Genomic DNA, 23,352 nt, shown 5'->3' with positions numbered 1-23,352 from the left:
GGCCATGATGGACCGGTGGAACGCGTTCGTGCCCTATCCGAGCAAAGCGGTGCAGCATGCGCCCGCCGGCCGCCTGTCCGGTCTGCGACTGGCGGTGAAGGATCTGTTCGATGTCACCGGATATCCGACGGCTGCGGGAAACCCGGTCTTGCTCGCCGCTTCGGGTAACAAGACGGAGACGGCGCCGCTTGTACAGACGCTGCTCGATGACGGCGCGCGCTTTGTCGGCAAGACCAACACCGACGAGCTTGCCTATTCGTTGATCGGCGACAATGTACATTTCGGAATGCCGATCAATCCGCGACACCCGGAGCGGATCCCCGGCGGCTCATCGTCCGGTTCCGCTGTCGCCGTCGCCGCGGGCCTTGCGGATATCGGCCTTGGCACGGACACGTCAGGCTCGGTCAGGCTGCCGGCTGCGATCAATGGCGTCGTAGGTCTGCGGCCCACCCATGGGACACTGAACACAGCCGGTTTGCGCCCGCTCGCTTCGAGCTTCGATGTTCCGGGTTTTATGACCGCGCATCTCCAGCACATGGCGCAGGTCGCCGGCTCGGTCGGCCTTCCGACCGTTCCGGGCCAAACGACATCCATTGTGATTGCGGAAGACATTCTGCACTCGATCGATCCGGCCATCGCCGATGCGCTGGTTGCATGCATCCACTCGACCGCCGTGCCGCTCCAGCGTGTCCGTTCCCTGTCTTCGATTGGGTACGGCGACCTTGCGTCGGCTTTCGTTACGATCCTGCAGAGCGAAGCCTGGGAAAGTAATCGGTCGTTCTTCGAGCTCCACGGTTCGACGATTGCGCCGAGCATCGCGGCCCGCCTCCTGTCCGGGTCGCGGCTGACGCCGGCCGTGGTCAAGGAGGCGCAGGCGATCAGGAGGGCTTTTCGCAGGGAAATGAATGCTGCCTTTGCAGACGGCGCGTTGCTTGCCTTGCCAACGCTGGCGGCGAGCCCCCCGCGTCGTGAAGACACCGCGGATCAACTTGCCGAATTCCGTTCGGCCTGCATTCCCTATTTATGTCTTGCTGGCCTTGGCGGTTACTCGCAACTGGCATTTCCGGCTTCGGTGGGCGATCGGGAGTTCTCACTGTCGCTCATCGGAGCAGCGAATGCAGATTTGTTGCTTGTGGATACCGCACTGCGGGTCCGAGTGCCGTGATCCGACCGATCCATGGGCAGGCTGCGGACGAGGGGACGGTCTGCCCCCACGGGATAATCCATGGCCAACGTTAGTGCATGTTTGCGAAACCAGGATTTCTGCGACGCTCTATCGAACAACCTCTATTGGAATCGTAGAGCCGCGCGCCGACAGTTCAGCAAGGATCAGCGAAAACATGCCGGCGATGAAGAGACCGCAGGCCAGGTTGAGGGGGGTGCCGTCGTAGAAGTGGCCAATCGTTATCGCAAATACCGTGGCGACGAGGCTGGAGCCGGAGGCGATCAGCGACGCTGCCAATCCTGCGGCCTGTCCAAGCGGGCGCATCGCCATGGCGTTGAGATTGCCGAAGAGCATGCCAATTGAGAAGAAGGCGGCATAGGTCAGGGCCAGAAGGATCGCAAGCGGCAGATGCCCGTCGAAGGTGAGGACCGCGGAGAGCATCGCCATCCCCGCCAGCGTCAGGCCGAGAAAGCCGATGCGGGCCATGGCATCCATGCCGTAGCGTGGCACCAGCTTCGCATTGAGAAACGAGGCAAGTCCGATGCCGGTGGCCAGCATGGCAAAATAGAGCGGAAAGGTCTCCGCGATCCCGTAGGCATCGTAAAAGAGATCGGCGGCCGTGCTCAGATAAAGAAGTTGCGCACCAAAAACGAAGCCGGTGGCGAGGATCAGCAACGCGACGCGACGGTTCGTGAGAATGCGCTGCGCGTTGCGGAACAGCAGTCTTGGCCGAAAGGTGATCCGTCGCTCCGGCGGCAGGGTTTCCGGCTGGCGCAGCATTAGCCAAAGACCGAGGAAGCCGGCGAACACGAGGTAGCAGATGAAGATGCTGCGCCATCCTGCGGTGAGGATGACAGCTTGCGCCAAGGCTGGCGCCAGCATCGGTACGAGAATAAACAGCGTGAACATGAAGGACATGACGCGGGCCATGGCGTCACCTTCAAATTGGTCGCGAATCATCGCTCGCGTTGCAATCTTGGGGCCGGAAACACCGACTCCCTGCAGGAAACGCCCCAGGATAACCATTTCCAGCGAGCCCGCCAGCATAGCGATGATGGTTCCGGCCGCATAGACACCAAGGCCGAGGACAAGTGCCTTCTTCCGGCCCAGCGCATCGGAAATCGGCCCCAGCAGCAGTTCTCCAAATGCCATGCCGAAGATGAACAGCGATATGACATGCTGCGTCGATAATGGTGGTGAAACGCCGACATCGGCTCCGATCGCCCGCAGACCCGGCAAAAGTGCGTCGATGCTAATGGAAGTCAGCGACGTGAGCAGGGCGTAGAGCACTATGCGTTCACGCAAGCTGATCGATACGGTCTTCAGATTCGTATTCCCCCAAACAGCCTTGCTGTATCTATCGCACTCCTGGAGGGTGCCTGAAACCCCAGGTCAGGCGTTCTTCAGGAGATAGTCGCGCAATCTGCTTTTCAAACTTTCGACGACCTCGGAGTGATCCAGGAACTCGGCAATCGGCATGATTGCCCATTGCTGACCCTCGTCGCCAAACCTTATCGGCCCGAAGCCACCTTCAAGCTTTGCAACAAAGAAATAGCTCCCAGGGTCGGTCGAAATCGGCGCCGGATAGTGTCGCTCCCATACGATCCACTCGGGATCGATCGTGATATCGAATTCCTCTTGCGTCTCCCGGATTGCGCACTCCATCGGAGTTTCACCCTCTTCCCGCCCTCCTCCGGGAAGATCCCACATGCCGGGAAACGGGATGTCCGGTTTCTGGTCGCGCTGATAGGCGATCAGTTGCCCTTGATAAAGCAATGCGATTTTTGCGCCTTTGAAGGGAGAAATGTCATCTGCCAAACTCTGGGCTCGCCGGAACGAGAGCCGATTCTCGCCGGGGATTTCACGGGGCAGGATACACCATGTCCGTCTCCGGAACAGGTCGCCCGCAACGACTGCGTATGCCCGAAGTAGCTGACGACTATTTGGGCCGGACAGTCCGGTTCGCTTCATCAAGGCTTCCGTTAAGACGGCACCTCAGTGAAGACGAGGGAAGTCAGCCCGCCACGGCAATGGAGAAATCCAAGACCGGCGTTTCCGTGCGAAGGCACGCCTGCCAGTAAATCTGAGCGGTTTCGGCAAAATTCCAAACTTTCGTTCAAGTCGCCGACGGGCCGGGTGACTACCATTGCAATCATCGAACTGTTCTTCGGAGTGCAAACGATGACGGCCCTTCCCCTTCTGCCCCCCATCGAGCCCTTGCTCTTGATCGTCGACCAGCAGGCGGGGCTCGCGTTCGGTGCGGGATCCGACGATCGCCAGCCGCTGGTTGGCAATACGGTAGCCCTTGCCCGGACAGCACGTCTTTTCAACCTGCCGATTGTCGTGTCGACCTCCGCATCCAGGGTTTATAGCGACCCCCTGATGCCGACGATCCGGGCCAGCGCCAGCAAAGGGCAACGACCCGTCGATTATCGCATTCGATGCTCAAAGTCGGCGCGGGAGCTTCGCGTTTCCCGATCTAATTATTTCGTAATTCGCAATTCACTCAAAATTATTGTTGCAATTATTCGACACAATCAAACGCGCTACATCTTTCTTCACCGGGCGGCCACTGGGCGAACCGAAGAGATCAAGCCGGCCCAGATGCTGCCTCTTATCCGCCGGGAACCGAGCTGCCCCAGGGGCAGAATTTCGCTTTCCGGCCTTCATGAGCAACCAGCGAGGGGACAATGCTGAACATACTTCGTGGGAAAAGCAATTCACTGGCGCTGGCATTCGTTTCCGGATTTGCGGACGCGCTCTTCTTCATTCACTTGGGCGGCCTTTTCGTTGGGCTGGTCACCGGCAATGTCGTGCTGTTGGGGCTGGGTCTGGTCGGCCATGAAAAAGGCGGCCTGCGTGATCTCCAGCTCATGACATTCCCGCTCTTCATGGTAGGTGCGGGCTTGGCGGCCATCATGGTCGCCTGGATCAAGCCTCTCGAACGCGCGACGTTCTGGACGCTCATTATCGCCGCAGCGGCGTTCGCAACGGCCGGCCTTCTTGCCATCTTCGACGCCGGGCCGGTGTCGGCGTGTGCGCTTCTCGCGGTTGTCGCGATGGGGATGTTGACTGCGATCGAGCGCCTCGACCCCAGGCTCGGCCCACCGTTTTCACTGATGACAGGCAACATCGCCGGGCTCGCCGTCGCCGCTGCCCGTCGCCTCATCGGCTATAGCGAGAAACCTGAAGAGTGGGGGCAATCGCTGACGTCGATCATCCTGGTGCTCGGCTTCGTGGCGGGATGTGCGGCCGGCGCGTTCGCGCAAGTGACGGTAGGCGTTGCCGGCATGCTTTTGCCAGCTCTCTTGCTGCTTCTGGTCGGCCTTTTCTATTCGCCGAGGAGCGCGCAAAAGCCGAACTGAACGGATGGGCAATGTTGTTTGCACCCGCAGGCGCAATCGCCCCCTTTCCACGTCATCTCGAAGGTTGGTCAGCCTTGTCCAGGATAGCTTCATTCAGGTTGGCCCCGCGCGATCGCGGCGAGACCAACCGCGACTCGACCTCGCTCGAGTTGATGTTCGATCTTGCCACCGTCGTGACGGTGGCTGCCGCCGCGCACGCACTGGCGCAAGACATCGAAGCCGGCGATCTTGCGCTTGGTGCCATCCGGTTTGCCTGCAGCTTTTTCATGGCCTGGCTGGCCTGGGCAAACTACACGTGGTTCGCTTCGGGCTATGACAACAAGTCGGCCGCATTCCGTGTGGTGACGATGGTCATCATGTTTGGATCGTTGACGCTCGCCGGAGGGATTCGAAGCGGCCTCGGCGATCAGCCGCATTGGCTCGTCCTCATCGGCTTCAGCATCATGCGGCTTGGCATGATTGCGCTGTGGCTGGGTGCTGCGAACGGCGATCGACAGGGCCGCCTGACGGCCCTGCGCTACGTGGCCGGGATCGGCGCCATGCAGATCTACTGGAACACCTTGATCATCCTGGTTTCTCCGCAGGCGCCGCTCTACTTTCCCCTCTTTGCACTCGGTGCTCTCGGCGAGCTGGCCGTTCCCGCACTGGCGGAGCGAGGGGGCGCCAGCAACTGGCACCACGGTCACATCATTAATCGCTACAACTCCTTCAACATCATTGTCCTTGGCGAGTGTTTTGCCGCCGTCGCCTTGATTATCTCAGGCCCGGCGACGCCGCAGTTCCAGCATTTCTGGTGGGCGGCCCTATGTTCCATCATCGCCTTTTCGATGTGGGGGCTCTACTTCGACCGCAACGAACAACTGCTCGGCCGCAAGCTCAGTGTCGTTCTTACCTGGGCGTACGGTCATTGTGTGCTCTTTGCGGCGGGAGCAGCGACGGCTGCCGGTTTTGCTGTGCTTCTCGCGGATGCCAGCAATGGAACCGTTTCGAAACAGCACATCGCTCTCGCTTTCGGAATCCCGATCGCGGTGTACCTGACTGCCCTCTGGCTGGTTCGCGACCGGACGTCCAGGCATGGCTCGATGCACTGGCTGCTCTTGCTGGTCGCGGCTTTGGTTCTCGCGAGTAGCGTCTTCATCGCCGCCCATGCGCTGGAATCGATCGCGGTACTGCTGGTTGTCGCCGTATCGGTACGACGCCGGCTGTATCCGGCAGGCTCGCGCGCCGATTGACGGCCCATGCGCGAACCCGCCGTCTTCAGGGGAATACAACCGCTATTTGGACCATCTGTCAAAAAGCATGCCGTCACACTCTTGACAACGTGCAATCGTTCGCATTAATCATGCAATCGATTGCAGGAGGAAAAGCCATGGATACGGCAAAGACAGAGACCCGGCAAAGTCACATCATTGAAAACCAGGAGGAGGTGACGGACGTCGTGCTTGATGCGATGTCGCGCGCGCCGAACGATCGTCTCAGGGAGGTCATGGAATCCCTGGTCAGGCATTTGCATGCCTTCGCCCGTGAGGTCCGCCTCACCGAGGAAGAGTTCGAGCAGGGCGTCGATTTCCTCAACCGGATCGGTCAGGCGACCAACGACGCGCACAATGAAGGCGTTCTGGCCTCTGATGCGCTCGGTTTTTCGACCCTGGTCTGCCTGCTGAACAATGGCCAGAACGGTGCGACGGAAACCGCTGCGGCGCTGCTCGGCCCGTTCTGGCGGATGCATTCGCCTGCCACCGAGAACGGCGGTTCGATCATCCGCTCGCAAACGCCGGGCCCTGCGCTCTTCGCCGGATGTCGCATCACCGATCCTGAGGGTCAGCCGATCGAGGGCGTCGAGATCGACGTTTGGCAGGCGTCACCCGCCGGCCTCTACGAGAACCAGGATCCGGATCAGGCGAACATGAACCTGCGCGGTAAGTTCCGCACCGATGCGGAGGGCCGCATCGCTTTCCGCTCGGTCAAACCCGCAGGCTACCCGGTGCCGACCGATGGGCCGGTGGGAGAGTTGCTGCGCGCGCAGCTGCGCCATCCCTATCGCCCGGCCCACCTGCATTTTCTCTGCTTCAAGCCGGGCTACAGGACGCTCATCACCCAGATCTTCGTCGATGACGACGAGCATCTGGAAAGCGATGTGGTGTTCGGCGTGACGCGCCACCTGATCGGCGATTTTGCGCAAGGAACGGGCGAGCCGCCGGCAGCCGATGTGAACGGCCCCTGGTATCGCCTTGCCTATGAATTCGTGATGGAGCCCGGCGAAGCCACGCTCCCGACGCCGCCAATCCGCTGACCCCCAACCTTGAACGGATGATCCTCATGTCGAACACGGCACAGTCTGAACGTAAAACCTATCCGCGCTCGCTCAAGGGCAAGGTGGCTCTCGTCGTCGGCGGCGCCGGCGCGATCGGCGCCGCAACCAGCCGCATGCTCGCAGCAGCCGGTGCGACCATCGTCGTCACCCATATGGACACGGAGCGTGACACACAGGCGGCAAAGACGCTGATCGCGGAACTCGGCGCGCCGCACGCGGCCTATGTCGCCAATGTCGTCGATACCGCTTCCCTCGTCGCGCTTCGCACGGTGCTCGAAAAGGAGCATGGCCGCCTCGATATTCTGGTCAATGCCGCGGGCTTCACCAAGCCCGTGCCGCATGCCGATCTCGATGCGCTCACCGACGAGCTGATCGATCTCATGCTGCAGGTCAACTGGCGCGGTCAGTTTGCGACGGTCCGCACCTTCGCGCCGCTCTTGAAGGCATCCGGTGACGGTCTGGTCGTGTCGATCTCCTCGATTGCGGCCTTCACCGCCATCGGTTCGTCCATCGCCTATTGCGCGGCGAAGGCCGGCATCGATGTCATGACCAAGGCTCTGGGGCGAGCGCTCGCGCCGGAAGTGCGTGTTCTCGCCGTATCGCCCGGTGTCGTCGATACCGAGTTCGTTCCGGGGCGCAGCGCGGACTTCAACGACAAGGTCATGGCCTCGACGCCTCTCAAGCGGATCGGCGATGCCGAAGACATTGCCGCGGCGATCACCGCCTGCGCCACCATGCTCGGCTATTCGACCGGACACATCATTCAGGTAGATGGTGGCCGCGCGCTCTAGCCGGACCAACGGGAGGAAACAATGACACGCGCACCGCTCCAAAAAATCTTCATCACCTGTGCGATCACCGGCAACCTCACCAAGCCGGGGCAGACGCCGCATCTGCCGATCACGCCGCAGCAGATCGCCGATTCCGCGCTGGAAGCGGCCGAAGCCGGGGCGGCGATCGCCCACATCCATGTCCGCGATCCCGAGACCGGGCAGCCATCGATGGACCTCGACCTTTACCGCGAGGTTCTCGACCGCATCCGGTCGAAGAATGCCGAGCTGATCATCAATCTAACGACGGGGCCGGGGGGCCGGTTCGTGCCGTCGCAGCATGATCCGAAGGTTGCGGGCGAGGGCACCACGCTGATGGTGCCGGAACGCCGCGTCGATCATATCGTCGCGCTGAAACCCGACATCTGTACCCTCGATCTCAACACCATGAATTCGAGCGGCCAGGTCGTCATCAACACGCCGGAAAATGTGCGCCGCATGGCGAAGGTGATCACCGAGGCGGGCGTCAAGCCGGAGATCGAGCTGTTCGATTCCGGCGATATCGCGCTCCTTCACGACCTGGTCGCCGACGGCACGCTCACGGGGCCGCTCCTCTCCTCCTTCGTCATGGGCGTGAAATACGGCTTCCAGCCGTCACCCGAGACCGTGCTCTACGCACGCGGGTTGCTGCCGGCCAATGCTGCCTTCACGGCCATCGGCATCGGCCGGTCGGCCTTCCGGATGCTCGCCTTGTCCTATCTGGCCGGCGGCCATATCCGGGTCGGGCTCGAAGACGCCGTCTATATCGACCGTGGCGTTCTGGCGCCTTCCAATGCGGCCCTTGTCGAGAAAGCCCGCCGCATTGCCGAAGATCTGGGTGCCCAGATCGCAAATCCATCCGAAGCGCGCCGCATTCTCGGCTTGCGCGAAGCTGTGTGACAGGAGGCCTCAGTGATGAACAACGAAGATCCGAACAGCAAGACGGCAACGACGGCAAGAGGCCTGCGTCTCCATGCCAATGCGCCGAGCTACGACACGATCAAGCTTCCCATCGAGATGCATCCGCTACGGCCTCTGCGGCCAGGTGAAGTGCTTGTCGAAATTCATGCCGCGGCCGTCAATCCGGCCGATGCCAAGGCGGCAACCGGCCTGATGCCCTATGCGGTGTTTCCGCGAACGCCGGGACGCGATTTCGCGGGCCAGGTGGTGGCAGGCCCCCAGGAGTTAGCCGGAAAGCTGGTCTTCGGTTCATCCGGCGATCTCGGCATCCGGCAGGACGGCTCGCATGCGAGCCACATGATCGTCGAGGCCGATGCCGTCGTCGCGGTACCGGACGGAATCGACATCAAGGCTGCGGCAGGGATCGGCGTGCCCTTTGTTACCGCCTGGAAAGGCCTGGATCGGGCCGGGCTGCCCGAGGCTGGCGAGACCGTGCTCATCCTCGGCCTGAACGGCAAGGTGGGGCAGGCGGCGGCGCAGATCGCGACCTGGCGCGGCGCCCGCGTCATCGGCGTCGTGCGCCGGGACGAACCCTATCAGGGGCACACCAACGCACCGATCGAGGTCATCGCTGCCGACAGGACGGATGTGCCTGCGCGGGTTCGTGAACTGACCGGCGGCAAGGGAGCTGCCATCGTTTACAACACCGTCGGCGACCCGTTCTACGAGATCGGCCAGAAATCACTCGCCGTTGGGGGCAGGGCCATCTTCATCGCGGCGGTCGATCGCTTCGTTACCTTCGACCTGCTTGCCTTCTACAAGGGGCAGCATACCTATGTCGGCATCGACACGATCTCACTGAGCTCGGTCGAGACGGGCGCGATCCTCAAACAGCTGGCGCCGGGCTTTGCCGCCGGCAAGCTCAAGCCCTTTCCCATTCTTCCGAGCGCGACCTATTCGTTCGAAAACGCCTACGACGCCTACCAGGCCGTCATGGCGTCCTCGCGCGACCGTATCGTGCTGGTCCCGGGAGCGTAGACGCCATGCACGTCGTCAAGTTCGCCGACGCGCCGCCCTATCAGGCGGCAGGCCACGACAAAATGCGGATGGTTCGCCTGCAGGGCCGCGAGGCTGGGCCTTCCGACACGGTCTGGCTCGGCGTGTCGATCCTTGAGCCGGGCGGCGGCACGACCCTCGACAGTTCGTCCGTCGAAAAACTCTACGTCGTTCTCGACGGCGAGGTCACGGTGTCGAACGGCCTCGAGGCGGTCGTGCTCGCGCCGTGGGATTCCTGTCGTGTCGCGCCCAGGGAGGGGCGGAAACTTTTCAACGCGACCGACCGACCGGCGACGATCCTGCTGGTAATGCCGCTGCCGCCAGCTCAGCCGCTGTAAGGCCGGCGCGAGCTAACCGCTCGCCTACCTCGAAGTTCCGATTCCAGTTCACGTGACGGGTTGCCCGTCGCGGCAATCTTGCTCATTCCGAAGGGAGGATCTTCCATGACGCATGCTTCCACTGCTCCAAAGCCGCGCAAGGCTTGGTATCAGATACTCTACGTACAGGTTATGATCGGCATCGCGCTCGCGATCGTCTTTGGTCATTTCTGGCCGGAGGCGGCGATCGAGATGAAGCCGCTCGGCGATACCTTCATCAAACTGATCAAGATGGTGATCGCGCTCGTCATCTTCTGTACCGTGGTGTCGGGCATCGCCGGCATGAACGACCTGAAGAAGGTCGGCCGTGTCGGCGGCAAGGCACAGCTCTATTTCGAGGTCGTTTCGACACTCGCGCTCGCCATCGGTCTGGTGATCGGCAATGTGCTCAAGCCCGGTGCCGGCTTCAACGCCGATCCCGCCACGCTCGATGCCGACGCCGTCAGCGTCTATGCCGGCAAGGCCGCGGAGCAGTCCGTCACGGAATTCCTCATGAACATCGTGCCGAAGACGGTCGTCGATGCTTTCGCGCAGGGTGACATTCTTCCCGTCGTGCTGATCTCGGTCCTGTTCGGCTACGTCCTGTCGCATCTCGGCGATCGCGCCAAGCCGATCCGCGACGTCATCGATGCCGGCTCGCATCTCGTGTTCGGCGCCATCAACGCGATCATGCGCCTCGCTCCGATCGGCGCGTTCGGCGCCATGGCTTTCACCATCGGCAAGTATGGCGTGTCGTCGCTCGGCCCGCTCGCCTTCCTGATCGGCACCTTCTATCTCACCAGCATCCTTTTCGTTTTTGGCGTGCTCGGTCTGATCGCCTGGTGGACCGGCTTCAGCATCATCAAGTTTCTGGCCTACATCAAGGAAGAGATTCTCATTGTCCTCGGCACGTCGTCATCAGACTCGGCGCTGCCGAGCCTGATGGAAAAGCTGGCCCATGCGGGCGTCGCCAAACCTGTCGTCGGTCTGGTCGTGCCGACCGGCTACGTGTTCAACACCGATGGTTCGTCCATCTACATGACGCTCGCCGCCCTGTTCGTCGCCCAGGCGACCAATACGGACCTTACGCTCGCCCAGCAGCTTGCCATCTTCGGCGTCGCCATGGTCACGTCCAAGGGCGCATCGGGCGTGACGGGTGCCTCGTTCATTGCCCTTGTCGGTACGCTCTCCGTGGTGCCGGCGATCCCGGTGGCGGGCATGGCGCTCATCCTCGGCATCGATCGCTTCATGAGCGAGGCGCGCGCCCTGGTCAACATGATCGGCAACGGCGTAGCGGCGATCGTCATGGCGAAATGGGAGGGGGAACTCGACGAGGCCCGTCTCCAGGCGGTGCTTTCAGGCAGCCCGCTGGCCGACACCGAAGCCGTCGACGACCTGGATGTCATTCCGGTCCCGGAACTCGCGTCGAAGATCTGACGATGTCGGGGCCGCGGCAGAGGCGGCCCCCGATCCCCACGACCATTGGAGTGTGAAATGGCCCTCTACGATCTCGAAGAGCGCAAGCCCGTGCTTGACGAACACCTGGGATGGATCGCGCCGGATGCCGAGATCATCGGCAGGATCCGCATCGGCAAGGACAGCAGCGTCTGGTTCGGCGCGGTCCTGCGCGGCGACAACGAACTGATCGACCTCGGCGCTCGCAGCAATGTGCAGGACGGCGCCATCCTCCATACCGATCCGGGCTTTCCGCTCGCAATCGGCGAAGACTGCACCGTCGGCCACCGTGCCATCCTCCATGGCTGCACCATCGGCAACGGCTCGCTCATCGGCATGGGGGCGATCGTCATGAACGGTGCCGCGATCGGCGAAGGCTCGCTCGTCGGGGCGGGGGCGCTGGTCACGGAAGGAAAGTCGTTTCCGCCGCGCTCGATGATCCTCGGCTCGCCGGCAAAGCTGGTGAAGACGCTTTCGCAGGAAGAGTCCGAACGCCTCAAGGCATCGGCGCAGCGCTACGTGCAGAACGCGATCCGGTATCGCGACCATCTCGTATCAAAGGGAGTTTGACCCCATGAAGAAGGTAATGAGCAGCGCGACCGAGGCTTTGGCCGGTCGCCTCAAGAATGGCATGACGATCCTCTCGGGCGGCTTCGGCCTCAGCGGCATTCCGGAAGCCCTGATCCTGGCGATCCGCGAATCCGGTGTCACCGGCCTCACCGTGATCTCCAACAATGCCGGCGTCGATGGGATCGGCCTCGGCGTCCTCCTCGACTCACGCCAGATCCGCAAGATGGTCTCGTCCTATGTCGGCGAGAACAAAACTTTTGCACAGCAATACCTGTCGGGTGAACTCGAACTCGAATTCACTCCGCAAGGCACGCTTGCGGAACGCATTCGCGCCGGCGGGGCCGGCATCCCGGCCTTTTTCACGCGCACCGGCGTCGGCACTCTTGTCGCAGACGGCAAGGAGAGCCGCGACTTCGACGGCGAGACCTATGTGATGGAAAAGGGCCTGCGCGGCGATCTCGCCATCGTGCATGCCTGGCAGGGCGATAGCGAAGGCAACCTGATCTATCGCTACACCGCGCGCAACTTCAACCCGATGATGGCGACCGCGGCGGACTTCACCGTCGCCGAGGTCGAGCATCTCGTTGCGACCGGCGAGCTGAACGCCGACGGGATCCACACGCCCGGCATCTATGTCGACCGCATCGTGCATGTCGCCAATCCGGAAAAGCGCATCGAACAACGCACGACCAGACCGCGGACCGCGGCTTAGGAGGATCAAAGCATGGCATGGACTCGCGATCAAATGGCGGCGCGCGCCGCCAAGGAACTGCAAGACGGTTTCTACGTCAATCTCGGCATCGGCATCCCCACGCTGGTCGCCAATCACATTGCGCCCGGCATCAGCGTGCAATTGCAATCGGAGAACGGCATGCTCGGCATGGGGCCGTTCCCCTTCGAGGGCGATGAGGACGGCGACCTGATCAACGCCGGCAAGCAGACCATCACCCTGCTGCCGACGACCAGCTTCTTCTCCTCCGCCGACAGCTTTGCCATGATCCGCGGCGGGCATGTCGACATCTCGATCCTCGGTGCCATGGAGGTGGCCGCCAACGGCGACCTCGCCAACTGGATGATCCCGGGCAAGATGGTCAAGGGCATGGGCGGTGCGATGGACCTGGTGGCCGGCGTCGAGCGCGTCGTCGTGGTCATGGAGCATGTCGCCAAGGACAAGACCGGCGCCGTCCAGCCAAAGCTGGTTCCGCAGTGCTCGCTGCCCCTGACGGGCAAGGGCGTTGTCGATCTCGTGATCACGGACCTCGGCGTCTTCAGGCCGCTTCGCGGCGACCGTCCTGCGTTCGAGGTTCTCGAACTCGCCGACGCCGTGACGATCGAAGACGTTCGAGCCGCCACCGGGGGCGAGATCGTCGTTCCATCGCACCTCGCCGTGGGCGCCTGATCCCGGTCCGAAACTGCCGATGCGCAGCCGCGGCGATCGCCGCGGCTCTCCAACGTCTTGCCCAGATGGCAAAGGGAGCGAACTGATGTCGTTGAAAAAGACCCATTCGGCAGGCCCCTCGGTGACCGCCGCAGAAGCGCTTGAGTTTCACGCCATGGGGCGCCCTGGCAAGATCGAGATCACGCCGACCAAGCCGATGGCGACCCAGCGCGACCTTTCGCTGGCCTATTCGCCCGGCGTTGCCGAGCCTGTGAAGGCCATCGCGGAAGACCCGTCTAAGGCTTTCGACTACACCACGCGCGGCAATATGGTGGCCGTCATCTCCAACGGTACAGCCATTCTCGGCCTCGGCAATCTCGGCGCACTGGCGTCCAAGCCCGTGATGGAGGGCAAGGCGGTCCTGTTCAAGCGGTTCGCCGACATCGACTCGATCGACCTCGAGGTCGATACGCAGGATCCCGACGAGTTCATCAACTGCGTGCGCTTCCTCGGCCCTTCCTTCGGCGGCATCAATCTTGAGGACATCAAGGCACCGGAATGTTTCATCATCGAGCAGCGCTTGCGCGAAGTAATGGATATCCCGGTCTTCCATGACGACCAGCATGGCACCGCCATCATCGCCGCCGCCGGGCTGATCAATGTGCTGCACATCACCGGCCGCGACATGAAGACGACGCGCCTCGTCTGCAACGGCGCAGGTTCGGCGGCGATCGCCTGTATCGAACTCATCAAATCCCTCGGCTTTGCGCCGGAAAACGTCATCCTGTGCGATACCAAGGGCGTCGTGCATGAGGGCCGCACCGAGGGCATGAACCAGTGGAAGTCGACCCACGCGGTGAAGACGACGCTGCGCACGCTGGCCGAGGCGATCGACGGCGCCGACGTGTTCTTCGGCCTTTCGGCCAAGGGTGCGCTGACGCCGGCCATGGTGCAGTCGATGGCGAAAAACCCGATCATCTTCGCCATGGCGAACCCGGATCCCGAGATCACGCCGGAGGAAGTCGCCGAAATCCGCACCGACGCCATCATGGCCACGGGCCGTTCGGACTATCCGAACCAGGTCAACAATGTGCTGGGCTTTCCCTACGTCTTCCGTGGTGCGCTGGATGTCAGGGCGACGACCATCAACGAGGCCATGAAAGTGGCGGCCGCGCAGGCGCTGGCCGAGCTTGCACGCAAGGACGTGCCCGACGAGGTCGCCGCCGCCTATCAGGGCAACCGGCCGAAATTCGGCCCCAGCTACATCATTCCGGTGCCATTCGACCCACGCCTCATCTCAGAAATCCCAGTCGCCGTCGCGAAGGCCGCGATGGAGACAGGCGTCGCGCGTCGCGACATCGACAACCTGCAAAAATATGCCCAGGAATTGTCCGCCCGTCGCGACCCGATCGCTTCGACCCTCCAGCGCATCTACGACCGCGTGCGGCTCCAGCCCAAGCGTGTCGTCTTTGCGGAAGGCGAGGAGGAGCAGGTCATCCGCGCGGCGGTCGCCTTCGTCAATCAGGAACTCGGAACGGCGATCCTCGTCGGCCGGGAGGACCGCATCAAGCAGGCGGCGCTGAATGCCGGTCTCGATATTGCCAACACCGGCATCGAGATCACCAATGCGCGGCTTTCGCCGCGGAGCAGCGCCTATGCCCAGCACCTCTACGCGCGACTGCAGCGCAAGGGCCTTCTGCTTCGTGACTGCCAGCGCCTCATCAACAATGACCGCAACCATTTTGCGGCCAGCATGCTGGCGCTCGGCGATGCCGACGCCATGGTCACCGGGGTGACGCGCCACTATTCATCGGCGCTGGAGGATATCGGGCGGGTGATCGACCCGCGCCCGGGCCAGCGCGTCATCGGGCTGTCGATCGCGCTCAGCCGCGGGCGCAACGTCATTGTGGCCGACACCGCCGTGCATGACCTGCCCAATGCCGAGCAGTTGGCGGATATCGCGGAGGGGGCTGCCGGTTTTGCGCGACGCATGGGCTACGAGCCGCGTGTCGCGCTGCTCGCCAACGCGACCTTCGGCCAACCGCAGAGCGAGCGGTCCGAGCGTGTGCAGGAGGCCGTCCGCATCCTCGACAAACGCAGGGTGGATTTCGAGTACGATGGCGAGATGGCGGCCGACGTCGCGCTCAATCATCAGCTGATGCAGCAGCAATATCCGTTCTGCCGGCTGTCCGGCCCGGCCAATGTGCTGGTCATGCCGGCGCTGCACTCCGCTTCGATTTCGACAAAGATCCTGCAGGAGCTCGGCGGTTCGACCGTCATCGGCCCGCTTCTCGTCGGTCTCGATAAATCGGTGCAGATCGTGCCGCTCAACGCCAAGGATTCCGATATCGTCAACATGGCCGCGATCGCCGCCTTTGGAACCGATAGCGCCTGATCAGGCCCGGCGTCGTGGCCGCGGCGTTTCGCCTTGATGTTCAAAGACCGGCTATGCCATCGGTTGATCTGGCACGGTGTTGATTGGCGCTGCCCCGCCGGGGGAAGACAGGCGGGGCAGCGCTCGTCGTCAATTCAGCAGGCGCACCAGCCACAGCGAGATCGTTGGGAAGATGATGAGCGCTGAAAGACGGAGGAAGTCCGCGATGACGAAGGGAAGCACGCCGCGATAGGTCTGCACGATCGGGACATCGCGGGCGATCTTGCTGATGATGAAGACATTGAGGCCGATCGGCGGCGCCGTAAGGCCGATGCCGACGACGACAAGCACCAGCATGCCGAACCAGATCGCGACATCTTCGGGCGGCATGCCGAAATCGAGTGTGAGAACAACCGGTATGAAGACCGGCAGGGTCAGCAGGATCATGGCCAATTCGTCCATCACCGCGCCAAGGACGATATAGGCCAACATCATGGCGCAGATGACGGCATAAGGTGGCAGGGACGAATCGCCGATCATCGAGGCGAGCGTTATCGGCATCTGGGTCAGCGCAAGGAAAGCGCCGAACACTTCCGCACCAAGCAGGATCAGGAAAATCATGCCGGTCGTTTCCGCCGTCTGGAGGAAGCTCTGCTTGATGTCCTCCAGATTGAGGGTTCTCTGGGCGATACCGACCACCAGCATGATAGCTGCCCCGACGGCCGCTCCTTCGGTCGGCGTAAACACCTGGCCGTAGATGCCGCCGACGACGACGAATGCGATGCCCGCCGCCGGGATGACGGCGAAATTGGCGAACATCATGAGCAGGCCGAGGATCGTCAGCAGCACGGCGCCGGTCACGCCCACGTAGCCCACGAACCAGGTGCCTGCTGCGAGAAGAACAAGGACTGCCCCCACGGGGCGAGCCCAGGCCGGGCGCGGGGCCGCGGCCGGCGGTGCATAGCTTATGGGCGGTGCCAGTTCAGGATTGCGGCGAACGACGATGGCGATCACGATGATGTAGAACGCCGCCGCCATGAGCCCGGGGATCAGGGCCGCCTGGAAAAGCTTGGCGATGTTCTGCTCGGCGGTAATGGCGTAGATGACGAGGATGACGGATGGCGGAATGAGAATGCCCAGGGTGCCGCCGGCGGCGATGGTGCCCGTCCCGAGGCCCGGATCGACCTTCGCCCGGCGCAGTTCCGGCAGCGCCGCCCTTCCGAACGTGGCGGTGGTGGCGACCGAGGAGCCGCAGATCGCGCCAAAACCGGCGCAGGCGACGATGACCGCCATCGGCATGCCTCCCCTCAGCCGGCTAAGGCTGTGTTCGGACGCGCGTAGCAGCGTTGCCGCGATCCCGGAGCGTTCCGCCAACGCGCCCATCAGGACGAACAGCGGAATGACCGACAGCGTGTAGCTGGCGAATTGGCTGTAGGCGTTGGTTTGCAGATAGTAGACCAGGGCATGGGGGCTGGACAGCCATGCATAGCCGCCGGCGCCGACCACGAGCATGGCAAGTGCGATGGGCATGCGCGCCGCGATAAGCAGCAGCATGGCGCCGAATCCGAGCAATGCGATGGAAAAGCCGCTCACTTGCCGCCTCCGAGTTTGAGAAAAGCGACCGCGAGCGTGATCAGGCAGGCGAACGCGGCGTGAATGGAACAGGCGAAATAGACAGGCCAGATCGGCCAGGCGATCTGGACCAGCGTTTCGCCATAGGCGCGCGCGTTCAACCCTCCAGCCAGCAGCCCCCAGGAGAAGAAGCCGAGGAACCCGGCCAGAACGAGATCCCAGAGCCCGTCGATGGCGGCGTTCATGCGGGACGGCAGTTTGAGCGTGAACGTGTCGACGGCGATGTGGCCGCTCTTGGCGCCCGTGTAGGCCAGAAAGGCGAACACGGCGACAGCGACACTCACTTCGACCAGTTCGTAATCGCCTGTGATCGGTTTGTTGAACAGCCGGCGTCCGGCGACGCTGATCGTCACCAGCAAGGCTGCAAAGCAGATCAGAATGCCGCCGATCATGGCCAGCAGGCCGGCCAGGCGCTCGACCTGGCCCGCTCGGCGATCCCGGCGAGGTTGCTCAACCTTTTCCATGAAAGGCTCCGTAACGATCGTGAAGAAATCGCCGGAACGGTCAAAGGCACCGTTCCGGCAGTCCGGTCAGGCCTTGGTGTATTTCTGGATTGCATCCTGCGCGGCCTTGACGAGGGCTTCGCCGTCGAGACCTTTCGCCTTCATATCGGCAACCCACTTGTCGCGAACCGGAGCCGTGGCTTCGATCCAGCGTGCCTTTTCCGCCTCGCTAATCGTCGTGACCGTGTTGTTGCCACTGGCCTCGACCTTGGCGCGAACCTCCGCACCGACCCGGTCCCACATGTCGCCGGCGGCCTTTGCGAAGGCAAGGCCGCTGTTGCGATCGAGGATCTCGCGTAGCTCTGGGGCGAGGCCCTCATATCTCGCCTTGTTCATCGCGAGGAAGAAAGTCGTGGTATAGAGCGTCGGCGTACCCGGTATTTCCAGGTGATACGAGGTCAGTTCGTCGATCTTCAGCGAGGGCACCACCTCCCACGGCACGACGCAGCCATCGATCGCGCGCTGCGCCAGCGCTTCGGGAATTTGCGGGGTCGGCATGCCGACCGACGTTGCGCCGAGCGCTGCCAGCGCTTCCCCGGCCAGGCGGGTCGGGTTGCGCAGCTTCAAGCCCGAAAGGTCTTCCTTCGTCTTGATTTCCGTGTTGGTGTGGATGAGGCCGTGATCATGCGCCCAGAAGCAGAGTATTTTTGTATCGGCCGTGTCTTGAACGACATGGGTCTGGGCGTAGTCTTCGCAGGCCGGGGCGTTCACTGCCGCCTTCTGCGCGGCGATGAACGGCAATTCGAAGACTTCCGTCGAGGGGAAGCGCCCGGGCGTATTGCCCGGCAAGGTCCAGACGATATCGACAACGCCGTTGGCCGCCTGGTCATAGAGCTGGGGCGGCTTCCCCCCGAGCTGCATGGCCGGGAAAATTTCGACCTTGAGCTTGCCGCCGCTCTGATCGTCCAGCGCCGTCGCCCAGGGCGTCAACAAGTGCTGATGAACATTGGCAGCGGGCGGCAGGAAGTGGTGTAGCCGCAGCGTGACCACCTCCTGAGCACGCGCGATAGTGGACTTCAGGATAACCGGAGCGGCAAGCGCGGTTCCAGCGGTCGCCATGAATTTTCGCCTGGTGAATTCCATTCTCTCCTCCTTGGATATGACATCACCGCCTACTCCTCCTCGAGTAAGGCAGCGCCCCGATTGGCATGCTTGAACTGGCCTTAGCATCTCCACATATTTAACATGATAAGTAAATTATACAGTTTCACACGATAATCAATAGAACGTGATCGGGGCGGCCTGCATTTCCACGCGCAGTCCTGTGGCGAGCGTCATCTTTCTGGCAGTGGTCTGAAAGACCTGGCGATACGCGGTGCCGGGCGGGAACATTTCCGCTCCCGTTCGGCGCCGGGACATTGTAGCCTCGTCGGTAATGGCGAAACCATCGACAGGGCCGCCCCTTCGGACCCTGCCTTCCCTTTATGTGGAGAATGATCATGAGCGAAACCAGGCTTTTCTCGCCCTTCGAAATGGGCACGCTGACGCTGCAAAACCGCATCGTCATCGCGCCAATGTGCCAGTATTCGGCCATCGACGGCGAGATGACTGACTGGCATCTCATCCATCTCGGCAATCTGGCGCTCTCGGGCGCGGCCATCCTCACCATCGAGGCGACGGCGGTCTCGCCCGAGGGGCGCATCTCCTATGGTGATGTCGGGCTCTATTCGGATGCCTGCGAACGGGCGATGGGCGAGGTGCTGGACGGGGTCCGCCGCTGGTCGGACATGCCGATCGCTATCCAGCTCGGCCATGCCGGGCGAAAGGCGTCGAGCGAGGTGCCTTGGAAGGGCGGCCGGCAGATCGCTCCCGCCGGCGACGGCGGCTGGAAGACGGTCGCGCCGAGTGCAGTGCCTTTCCATGACGACTACGACCATCCGGCCGCGCTCGACCGCGCCGGGCTCGCGCGGATACGTTCGGCCTTCGCCGACGCCGCCCGCCGCGCCGCTGCGCTCGGCCTGGATGCGGTTCAGATCCATGGCGCCCACGGCTATCTGCTGCACCAGTTCCTGTCGCCCCTCTCCAACCATCGCACCGACGACTACGGCGGATCGCTGGAAAACCGCATGCGCTTCCCCCTCGAGGTCTTCGAGGCCGTGCGCGAAGCCTTCCCGGCGGAGCGGCCGGTAACGATGCGGGTTTCGGCGACCGACTGGGCGGAAAACGGCTGGAATGCCGAACAGACCATCGCCTTCTGCAAGGAACTGGAGGCACGCGGCTGCTCGGCCATCCATGTTTCGACAGGCGGGCTGGCGCATCACCAGCAGATCACCATCGGCCCGAGCTACCAGGTGCCCTTCGCCCGCACCGTCAAGGCCAATGTGACGATCCCGGTTATCGCCGTCGGCCTGATCACGGAGTTCGAGCAGGCGGAAGCCATCCTTACGGTGGGAGACGCCGATCTCGTTGCGATTGCCCGCGCCATTCTCTACGATCCCCGCTGGCCGTGGCATGCGGCTGCGCATTTCGGCGAAAGAGTATGGGCGCCCAACCAGTATTTGCGATCGCAACCCCGCCAGCTCCGGCACCTCTTCGACCGCTGAAGCATTTCCTGCAACCGCGCGCCAAAAAGAAAGGCCGTCTCCGGCGGCAGGAGACGGCCTTGGCGGACCGGGCGGTCCGCGGCTTCGGGGGAGGGGATCCCTGAAGCCAGTAGCCGGAGGCCGCTAACCGCCTCGCGGGAAGCGACGCGATGAATGAAAGGTAGGCCTCTCTCGTGCTGAGCGTAACTACACTTAGGTATCGACCCGCCTCGACCACCAGCCATTTCTTCCGGGTTGTCCTGGAGTGGCGGGTCAAAGGCCCTTTCAGGCGCGGGGTGCCCCCACACGATCCATCAGTTCCTACAGCGGGCCGCTTGAAGCGCGGCGGAGAAGAAGGAAGCACACAGTGAACCAGCCGGAGAACAATGCCGTCGTCGAGCGACCAGACCAGCACCGTTTCGAGCTGGCGGTCGATGGCGGCACTGCCACCGTCTATTACCGCCTGGAGGATGGACGTCTGGTGCTGACCCACACCGAGGTCCCGCAGGAACTGTCCGGCCGGGGTGTCGGCTCGCGGCTGGTGACGGGCGTCTTCGATCTCGTCAGGGCCAGTCACCGGAAAGTCGTAATCCGTTGCCCCTTCGTGGCCGCCTGGTATGCGCGTCACCTGGATTACGGCGACATCGTCGATGGGTGACCGGCATGCGGTGGGCTTCGCTGTCAAACCCTGCTTTTGATGCGCACGGCGTCGAGGCTGAGCGGACCACCGCCGGCTGACGCAAGATAGAGAAACACGAAACAGAACAGAATCGCCGCCGTGCCGCCGTTCTGGGCCGGATAGAAGCCTTGCGGCGCATGGCGCAGGAAATAGGCAAAGGCCATGAGGCCGGAGAGAATGAAGGCCGAAAGGCGGATCTTGAAGCCGACCAGCAGGGAAAAGCCGAGAACGAGTTCGAGGAGCCCGGCAATCCAGGGCAGGGAACCGGGCGGCGGCCCGCCGTCGTCTGCCGGAAAGCCGATGATCTTCTGTGTTCCGTAGCTGAAGAGCACGAGGGCGGACACCATCCTCATGACGCTGAGCAAATAGGGCGCGAACTGTTTGGTCGAAAAAAGCATCATCGTTTCTCCTGCAACGGGTTCGCAGCGATCGGGAAGACGGGATCGCTGCCGGGCAAAAGGCGGCAGGCCCCTTGCGGGGCCGGCCTGTTGTCTGAAACGGGGAGGGATCACTTTGCCGGGTTGGGGCCGATGCGCTTGCCGTGATGGACGCGTTCCTCGCCCTTGTGGACCATGGTCACGGCGTAGTCGATGCCCATGCCGTAGGCGCCGGAATGCTCCTTCACGATCGCGGTGACGGCATCGTAGGTTTCCTTGCGGGCCCAGTCACGCTGCCATTCCAGCAGGACCTGCTGCCAGGTCACCGGCACGACACCGGCCTGCACCATGCGGTCCATGGCGTAGTTGTGTGCATCGAGCGAGGTGCCGCCGGACGCATCGGCCACCATGTAGATTTCATAGTCGGTGTCATGCATGGCCGAGAGCGCGAAGGTGGTGTTGCAGACTTCCGTCCAGAGACCGGAGACGACGATCTTCTTGCGGCCGTTGGCGGCATTCTTTGCCAGCGCGTCGCGCACGTTCTGGTCATCCCAGGAGTTCATCGAGGTGCGTTCGAGGATGTCGTTTTCCGGGAAGACGGCGAGCAGTTCGGGATAGGTGTGGCCGGAGAAGGAGCCGGTCTCGACGGTGGTGATCGTCGTCGGGATGTCGAAGACCTTGGCGGCCTTGGCGAGACCGACGACATTGTTCTTCAGCACCTGGCGGTCGATCGACTGGACACCGAAGGCCATCTGCGGCTGCTGGTCGATGAAGATGAGCTGGCTGTTCTGCGGGGTCAGGACTTCGAGTTTGCCGGACATGGTGTGTTCCTCTCTCTTTGGTTGGGTGGGAAGAAGGGCTTTTGCCGTTGTCTTCGCCGGTTTCTGCGGGTGTCTGTGTTTCGATGGAGATAGGTGTAGCGCGGTTGATTGCGTCGCTGAATTGCAATAATAATGTTGATTGAATTGCGATTAAGGAAATAATCGAGATGAACGATTACAAGGCCCTGCGCATCTTCCTGCTCGCCGCGGAGAAACGAAACTTTGCCCAGGTGGCGCGGGAACTGAACATGGCGCCGGCCGCCATCACGCGGGCGATTGCCGCGCTGGAAGACGAACTCGGCGTCCAGCTCTTCGTGCGCACGACACGGCAGGTGTCGCTGACGACGGACGGCGCGGTCTTCGCAGCGCAGATCCAGCCGGCCATCCAGGCGATCGATACGGCGCGCAAGGATGTGATGGACGCGCACAAGGTGGACCAGGGGCGGCTGCGCATCAGCGCGCCGACCTGGTTCGGCAAGGCGGTGCTGCCGCCGATCCTGTCGGGGTTTCGAAAGCTCTATCCGAAGATCAATTTTGAAATCTCGCTGGCCGACGGCTTCGTCAACATTCTCGACCAGGATTTCGACCTCGCTATCCGCATTTCCTCCACGCCCTCCGACAAGTTCACCATCTGGCGGAAGGTCTGCGTTATCCCTCGCGTGCTCGTCGCCGCACCCGAAAGCCGGTTTACGGCGATGGACCACCCCGGCGAGCTGACGCCGGACGAATGCCTCGCCTATAGCGGCGAGAGCCGGCGTGAAACGTGGACGCTCTCGGACGGCAGCGCGAGTGTCGAGATTTCCGCGGGCCGGGCCTTCAGCGCCAACAATGGTGACATGCTCGCCGATATGGCGGCGGAGGGCGTCGGCGTCGCGTTGCTGCCGCGCTTCCACGTTGCGGGCCACCTGAAGGCCGGCCGGCTGGTGCATGTCCTGCCGCACTGGTCGCCGCCCGACCTTTGGCTCACCCTTTACTACCCGCCCTATCAGGCCCTGCCGCCTCGCATCGCCGCCTTCTCGAAATATTTCGAGCAGCACGTGCCGGCCTTCATGTCTGCATTACAGTAGATCGCCGAG

Annotated in this window: 24 protein-coding genes; 17 read left to right on the top strand and 7 right to left on the bottom strand. The window is 62.6% G+C overall.

All coding sequences use genetic code 11. The features are described from left to right. Window positions 1-4: 4 nt before the first annotated feature. Window positions 5-1,165 carry an amidase family protein gene (locus BSY16_RS30560; RefSeq protein WP_069063485.1) on the top strand — a complete coding sequence of 387 codons (1,161 nt, stop codon included), beginning with the start codon at window positions 5-7 and terminating at the stop codon, window positions 1,163-1,165. 108 nt (window positions 1,166-1,273) lie between these two features. Here BSY16_RS30560 and BSY16_RS30555 read toward each other — a convergent pair whose 3' ends face one another. Together BSY16_RS30555 and BSY16_RS30550 are read right to left on the bottom strand one after the other, a co-directional pair. After that, the gene (locus BSY16_RS30555) at window positions 1,274-2,455 is read right to left on the bottom strand and encodes a multidrug effflux MFS transporter (RefSeq protein WP_286157293.1); all 1,182 of its coding nucleotides are present in this window, start codon (window positions 2,453-2,455) and stop codon (window positions 1,274-1,276) included. Window positions 2,456-2,557: 102 nt separating this feature from the next. Then, complete coding sequence (locus BSY16_RS30550; protein WP_069063809.1) at window positions 2,558-2,971, bottom strand: NUDIX hydrolase; 414 nt, start codon at window positions 2,969-2,971, stop codon at window positions 2,558-2,560. Window positions 2,972-3,346: 375 nt separating this feature from the next. On the opposite strand from BSY16_RS30550, the gene BSY16_RS30545 reads away from it, so the two are divergent. The 13 genes from BSY16_RS30545 to BSY16_RS30485 all read left to right on the top strand — a co-directional run bounded on the left by BSY16_RS30545 (window position 3,347) and on the right by BSY16_RS30485 (window position 15,763). After that, window positions 3,347-3,862, top strand: a complete 516-nt coding sequence (locus tag BSY16_RS30545) for a cysteine hydrolase family protein (RefSeq protein WP_150130193.1) — start codon at window positions 3,347-3,349, stop codon at window positions 3,860-3,862. Beyond that, window positions 3,856-4,530: a DUF1275 family protein gene (locus tag BSY16_RS30540; RefSeq protein WP_069063482.1), complete on the top strand. Its 675-nt coding sequence runs from the start codon at window positions 3,856-3,858 to the stop codon at window positions 4,528-4,530. The genes BSY16_RS30545 and BSY16_RS30540 overlap by 7 nt, the downstream gene beginning before the upstream one ends. 98 nt (window positions 4,531-4,628) lie before the next feature. Then, a complete protein-coding gene (locus BSY16_RS30535; RefSeq protein WP_171902504.1) occupies window positions 4,629-5,762 on the top strand; it encodes a low temperature requirement protein A in 1,134 nt (377 codons plus the stop codon). A gap of 137 nt (window positions 5,763-5,899) precedes the next feature. Continuing rightward, on the top strand, window positions 5,900-6,823 hold the full coding sequence (locus BSY16_RS30530) for a dioxygenase family protein (protein ID WP_069063481.1): 924 nt from the start codon (window positions 5,900-5,902) through the stop codon (window positions 6,821-6,823). Between the two features lie 26 nt (window positions 6,824-6,849). Further along, on the top strand, window positions 6,850-7,635 hold the full coding sequence (locus BSY16_RS30525; RefSeq protein ID WP_069063807.1) for an SDR family NAD(P)-dependent oxidoreductase: 786 nt from the start codon (window positions 6,850-6,852) through the stop codon (window positions 7,633-7,635). 21 nt (window positions 7,636-7,656) lie between these two features. Then, a complete protein-coding gene (locus BSY16_RS30520; RefSeq protein ID WP_069063480.1) occupies window positions 7,657-8,553 on the top strand; it encodes a beta-keto acid cleavage family enzyme in 897 nt (298 codons plus the stop codon). 15 nt (window positions 8,554-8,568) lie between these two features. Next, complete coding sequence (locus BSY16_RS30515) at window positions 8,569-9,591, top strand: quinone oxidoreductase family protein (protein WP_069063479.1); 1,023 nt, start codon at window positions 8,569-8,571, stop codon at window positions 9,589-9,591. 5 nt (window positions 9,592-9,596) lie between these two features. After that, window positions 9,597-9,947 (top strand): cupin domain-containing protein, encoded by a 351-nt coding sequence (locus tag BSY16_RS30510; RefSeq protein WP_069063478.1) that lies wholly within the window; start codon window positions 9,597-9,599, stop codon window positions 9,945-9,947. Window positions 9,948-10,052: 105 nt separating this feature from the next. Beyond that, entirely contained in the window at window positions 10,053-11,402 is a 1,350-nt protein-coding gene (locus BSY16_RS30505) for a dicarboxylate/amino acid:cation symporter (RefSeq protein WP_069063477.1), read from the top strand. 57 nt (window positions 11,403-11,459) lie between these two features. Next, window positions 11,460-11,990 carry a gamma carbonic anhydrase family protein gene (locus BSY16_RS30500; RefSeq protein ID WP_069063476.1) on the top strand — a complete coding sequence of 177 codons (531 nt, stop codon included), beginning with the start codon at window positions 11,460-11,462 and terminating at the stop codon, window positions 11,988-11,990. Between the two features lie 4 nt (window positions 11,991-11,994). Beyond that, entirely contained in the window at window positions 11,995-12,702 is a 708-nt protein-coding gene (locus tag BSY16_RS30495; protein ID WP_069063475.1) for a CoA transferase subunit A, read from the top strand. A 12-nt stretch (window positions 12,703-12,714) separates the two neighbouring features. Continuing rightward, on the top strand, window positions 12,715-13,389 hold the full coding sequence (locus BSY16_RS30490; protein ID WP_069063474.1) for a 3-oxoacid CoA-transferase subunit B: 675 nt from the start codon (window positions 12,715-12,717) through the stop codon (window positions 13,387-13,389). An 85-nt stretch (window positions 13,390-13,474) separates the two neighbouring features. Continuing rightward, a complete protein-coding gene (locus BSY16_RS30485; protein WP_069063473.1) occupies window positions 13,475-15,763 on the top strand; it encodes an NADP-dependent malic enzyme in 2,289 nt (762 codons plus the stop codon). Between the two features lie 129 nt (window positions 15,764-15,892). Here BSY16_RS30485 and BSY16_RS30480 read toward each other — a convergent pair whose 3' ends face one another. The 3 genes from BSY16_RS30480 to BSY16_RS30470 all read right to left on the bottom strand — a co-directional run bounded on the left by BSY16_RS30480 (window position 15,893) and on the right by BSY16_RS30470 (window position 18,960). After that, window positions 15,893-17,335: a TRAP transporter large permease gene (locus BSY16_RS30480; protein ID WP_083243195.1), complete on the bottom strand. Its 1,443-nt coding sequence runs from the start codon at window positions 17,333-17,335 to the stop codon at window positions 15,893-15,895. Further along, on the bottom strand, window positions 17,332-17,838 hold the full coding sequence (locus BSY16_RS30475) for a TRAP transporter small permease (protein WP_069063472.1): 507 nt from the start codon (window positions 17,836-17,838) through the stop codon (window positions 17,332-17,334). Before BSY16_RS30475 ends, BSY16_RS30480 begins: the two co-directional genes overlap by 4 nt. Window positions 17,839-17,904: 66 nt before the next feature. Next, window positions 17,905-18,960 carry a TRAP transporter substrate-binding protein gene (locus BSY16_RS30470; protein WP_069063471.1) on the bottom strand — a complete coding sequence of 352 codons (1,056 nt, stop codon included), beginning with the start codon at window positions 18,958-18,960 and terminating at the stop codon, window positions 17,905-17,907. A gap of 356 nt (window positions 18,961-19,316) precedes the next feature. On the opposite strand from BSY16_RS30470, the gene BSY16_RS30465 reads away from it, so the two are divergent. Both BSY16_RS30465 and BSY16_RS30460 read left to right on the top strand, forming a co-directional pair. Then, window positions 19,317-20,420 carry an NADH:flavin oxidoreductase/NADH oxidase gene (locus BSY16_RS30465; protein ID WP_069063470.1) on the top strand — a complete coding sequence of 368 codons (1,104 nt, stop codon included), beginning with the start codon at window positions 19,317-19,319 and terminating at the stop codon, window positions 20,418-20,420. A 346-nt stretch (window positions 20,421-20,766) separates the two neighbouring features. Then, window positions 20,767-21,057: a GNAT family N-acetyltransferase gene (locus BSY16_RS30460; protein WP_069063469.1), complete on the top strand. Its 291-nt coding sequence runs from the start codon at window positions 20,767-20,769 to the stop codon at window positions 21,055-21,057. A gap of 23 nt (window positions 21,058-21,080) precedes the next feature. Here BSY16_RS30460 and BSY16_RS30455 read toward each other — a convergent pair whose 3' ends face one another. Together BSY16_RS30455 and BSY16_RS30450 are read right to left on the bottom strand one after the other, a co-directional pair. Continuing rightward, complete coding sequence (locus BSY16_RS30455; protein WP_069063805.1) at window positions 21,081-21,476, bottom strand: DoxX family protein; 396 nt, start codon at window positions 21,474-21,476, stop codon at window positions 21,081-21,083. A gap of 110 nt (window positions 21,477-21,586) precedes the next feature. Continuing rightward, the gene (locus BSY16_RS30450; protein ID WP_069063468.1) at window positions 21,587-22,276 is read right to left on the bottom strand and encodes a hydrolase; all 690 of its coding nucleotides are present in this window, start codon (window positions 22,274-22,276) and stop codon (window positions 21,587-21,589) included. A gap of 167 nt (window positions 22,277-22,443) precedes the next feature. On the opposite strand from BSY16_RS30450, the gene BSY16_RS30445 reads away from it, so the two are divergent. Beyond that, a complete protein-coding gene (locus BSY16_RS30445; protein ID WP_069063467.1) occupies window positions 22,444-23,343 on the top strand; it encodes a LysR family transcriptional regulator in 900 nt (299 codons plus the stop codon). The last annotated feature ends 9 nt before the right edge of the window (window positions 23,344-23,352 follow it).

Source organism: Sinorhizobium sp. RAC02, assembly GCF_001713395.1.
Lineage (GTDB): Bacteria > Pseudomonadota > Alphaproteobacteria > Rhizobiales > Rhizobiaceae > Shinella.
This window is presented reverse-complemented; position numbering and strand designations above follow the sequence as displayed.

Excerpts from the sequence above, each read along its gene's own strand:
- BSY16_RS30530 (WP_069063481.1), top strand. The coding sequence starts at position 5,900 with ATGGATACGGCAAAGACAGAGACCCGGCAAAGTCACATCATTGAAAAC.
- BSY16_RS30465 (WP_069063470.1), top strand. The coding sequence starts at position 19,317 with ATGAGCGAAACCAGGCTTTTCTCGCCCTTCGAAATGGGCACGCTGACG.
- BSY16_RS30525 (WP_069063807.1), top strand. The coding sequence starts at position 6,850 with ATGTCGAACACGGCACAGTCTGAACGTAAAACCTATCCGCGCTCGCTC.
- BSY16_RS30515 (WP_069063479.1), top strand. The coding sequence starts at position 8,569 with ATGAACAACGAAGATCCGAACAGCAAGACGGCAACGACGGCAAGAGGC.
- BSY16_RS30505 (WP_069063477.1), top strand. The coding sequence starts at position 10,053 with ATGACGCATGCTTCCACTGCTCCAAAGCCGCGCAAGGCTTGGTATCAG.
- BSY16_RS30450 (WP_069063468.1), bottom strand. The coding sequence starts at position 22,276 with ATGTCCGGCAAACTCGAAGTCCTGACCCCGCAGAACAGCCAGCTCATC.
- BSY16_RS30475 (WP_069063472.1), bottom strand. The coding sequence starts at position 17,838 with ATGGAAAAGGTTGAGCAACCTCGCCGGGATCGCCGAGCGGGCCAGGTC.
- BSY16_RS30495 (WP_069063475.1), top strand. The coding sequence starts at position 11,995 with ATGAAGAAGGTAATGAGCAGCGCGACCGAGGCTTTGGCCGGTCGCCTC.
- BSY16_RS30560 (WP_069063485.1), top strand. The coding sequence starts at position 5 with ATGATGGACCGGTGGAACGCGTTCGTGCCCTATCCGAGCAAAGCGGTG.
- BSY16_RS30545 (WP_150130193.1), top strand. The coding sequence starts at position 3,347 with ATGACGGCCCTTCCCCTTCTGCCCCCCATCGAGCCCTTGCTCTTGATC.
- BSY16_RS30485 (WP_069063473.1), top strand. The coding sequence starts at position 13,475 with ATGTCGTTGAAAAAGACCCATTCGGCAGGCCCCTCGGTGACCGCCGCA.
- BSY16_RS30500 (WP_069063476.1), top strand. The coding sequence starts at position 11,460 with ATGGCCCTCTACGATCTCGAAGAGCGCAAGCCCGTGCTTGACGAACAC.
- BSY16_RS30445 (WP_069063467.1), top strand. The coding sequence starts at position 22,444 with ATGAACGATTACAAGGCCCTGCGCATCTTCCTGCTCGCCGCGGAGAAA.
- BSY16_RS30470 (WP_069063471.1), bottom strand. The coding sequence starts at position 18,960 with ATGGAATTCACCAGGCGAAAATTCATGGCGACCGCTGGAACCGCGCTT.
- BSY16_RS30455 (WP_069063805.1), bottom strand. The coding sequence starts at position 21,476 with ATGCTTTTTTCGACCAAACAGTTCGCGCCCTATTTGCTCAGCGTCATG.
- BSY16_RS30540 (WP_069063482.1), top strand. The coding sequence starts at position 3,856 with ATGCTGAACATACTTCGTGGGAAAAGCAATTCACTGGCGCTGGCATTC.
- BSY16_RS30490 (WP_069063474.1), top strand. The coding sequence starts at position 12,715 with ATGGCATGGACTCGCGATCAAATGGCGGCGCGCGCCGCCAAGGAACTG.
- BSY16_RS30520 (WP_069063480.1), top strand. The coding sequence starts at position 7,657 with ATGACACGCGCACCGCTCCAAAAAATCTTCATCACCTGTGCGATCACC.
- BSY16_RS30510 (WP_069063478.1), top strand. The coding sequence starts at position 9,597 with ATGCACGTCGTCAAGTTCGCCGACGCGCCGCCCTATCAGGCGGCAGGC.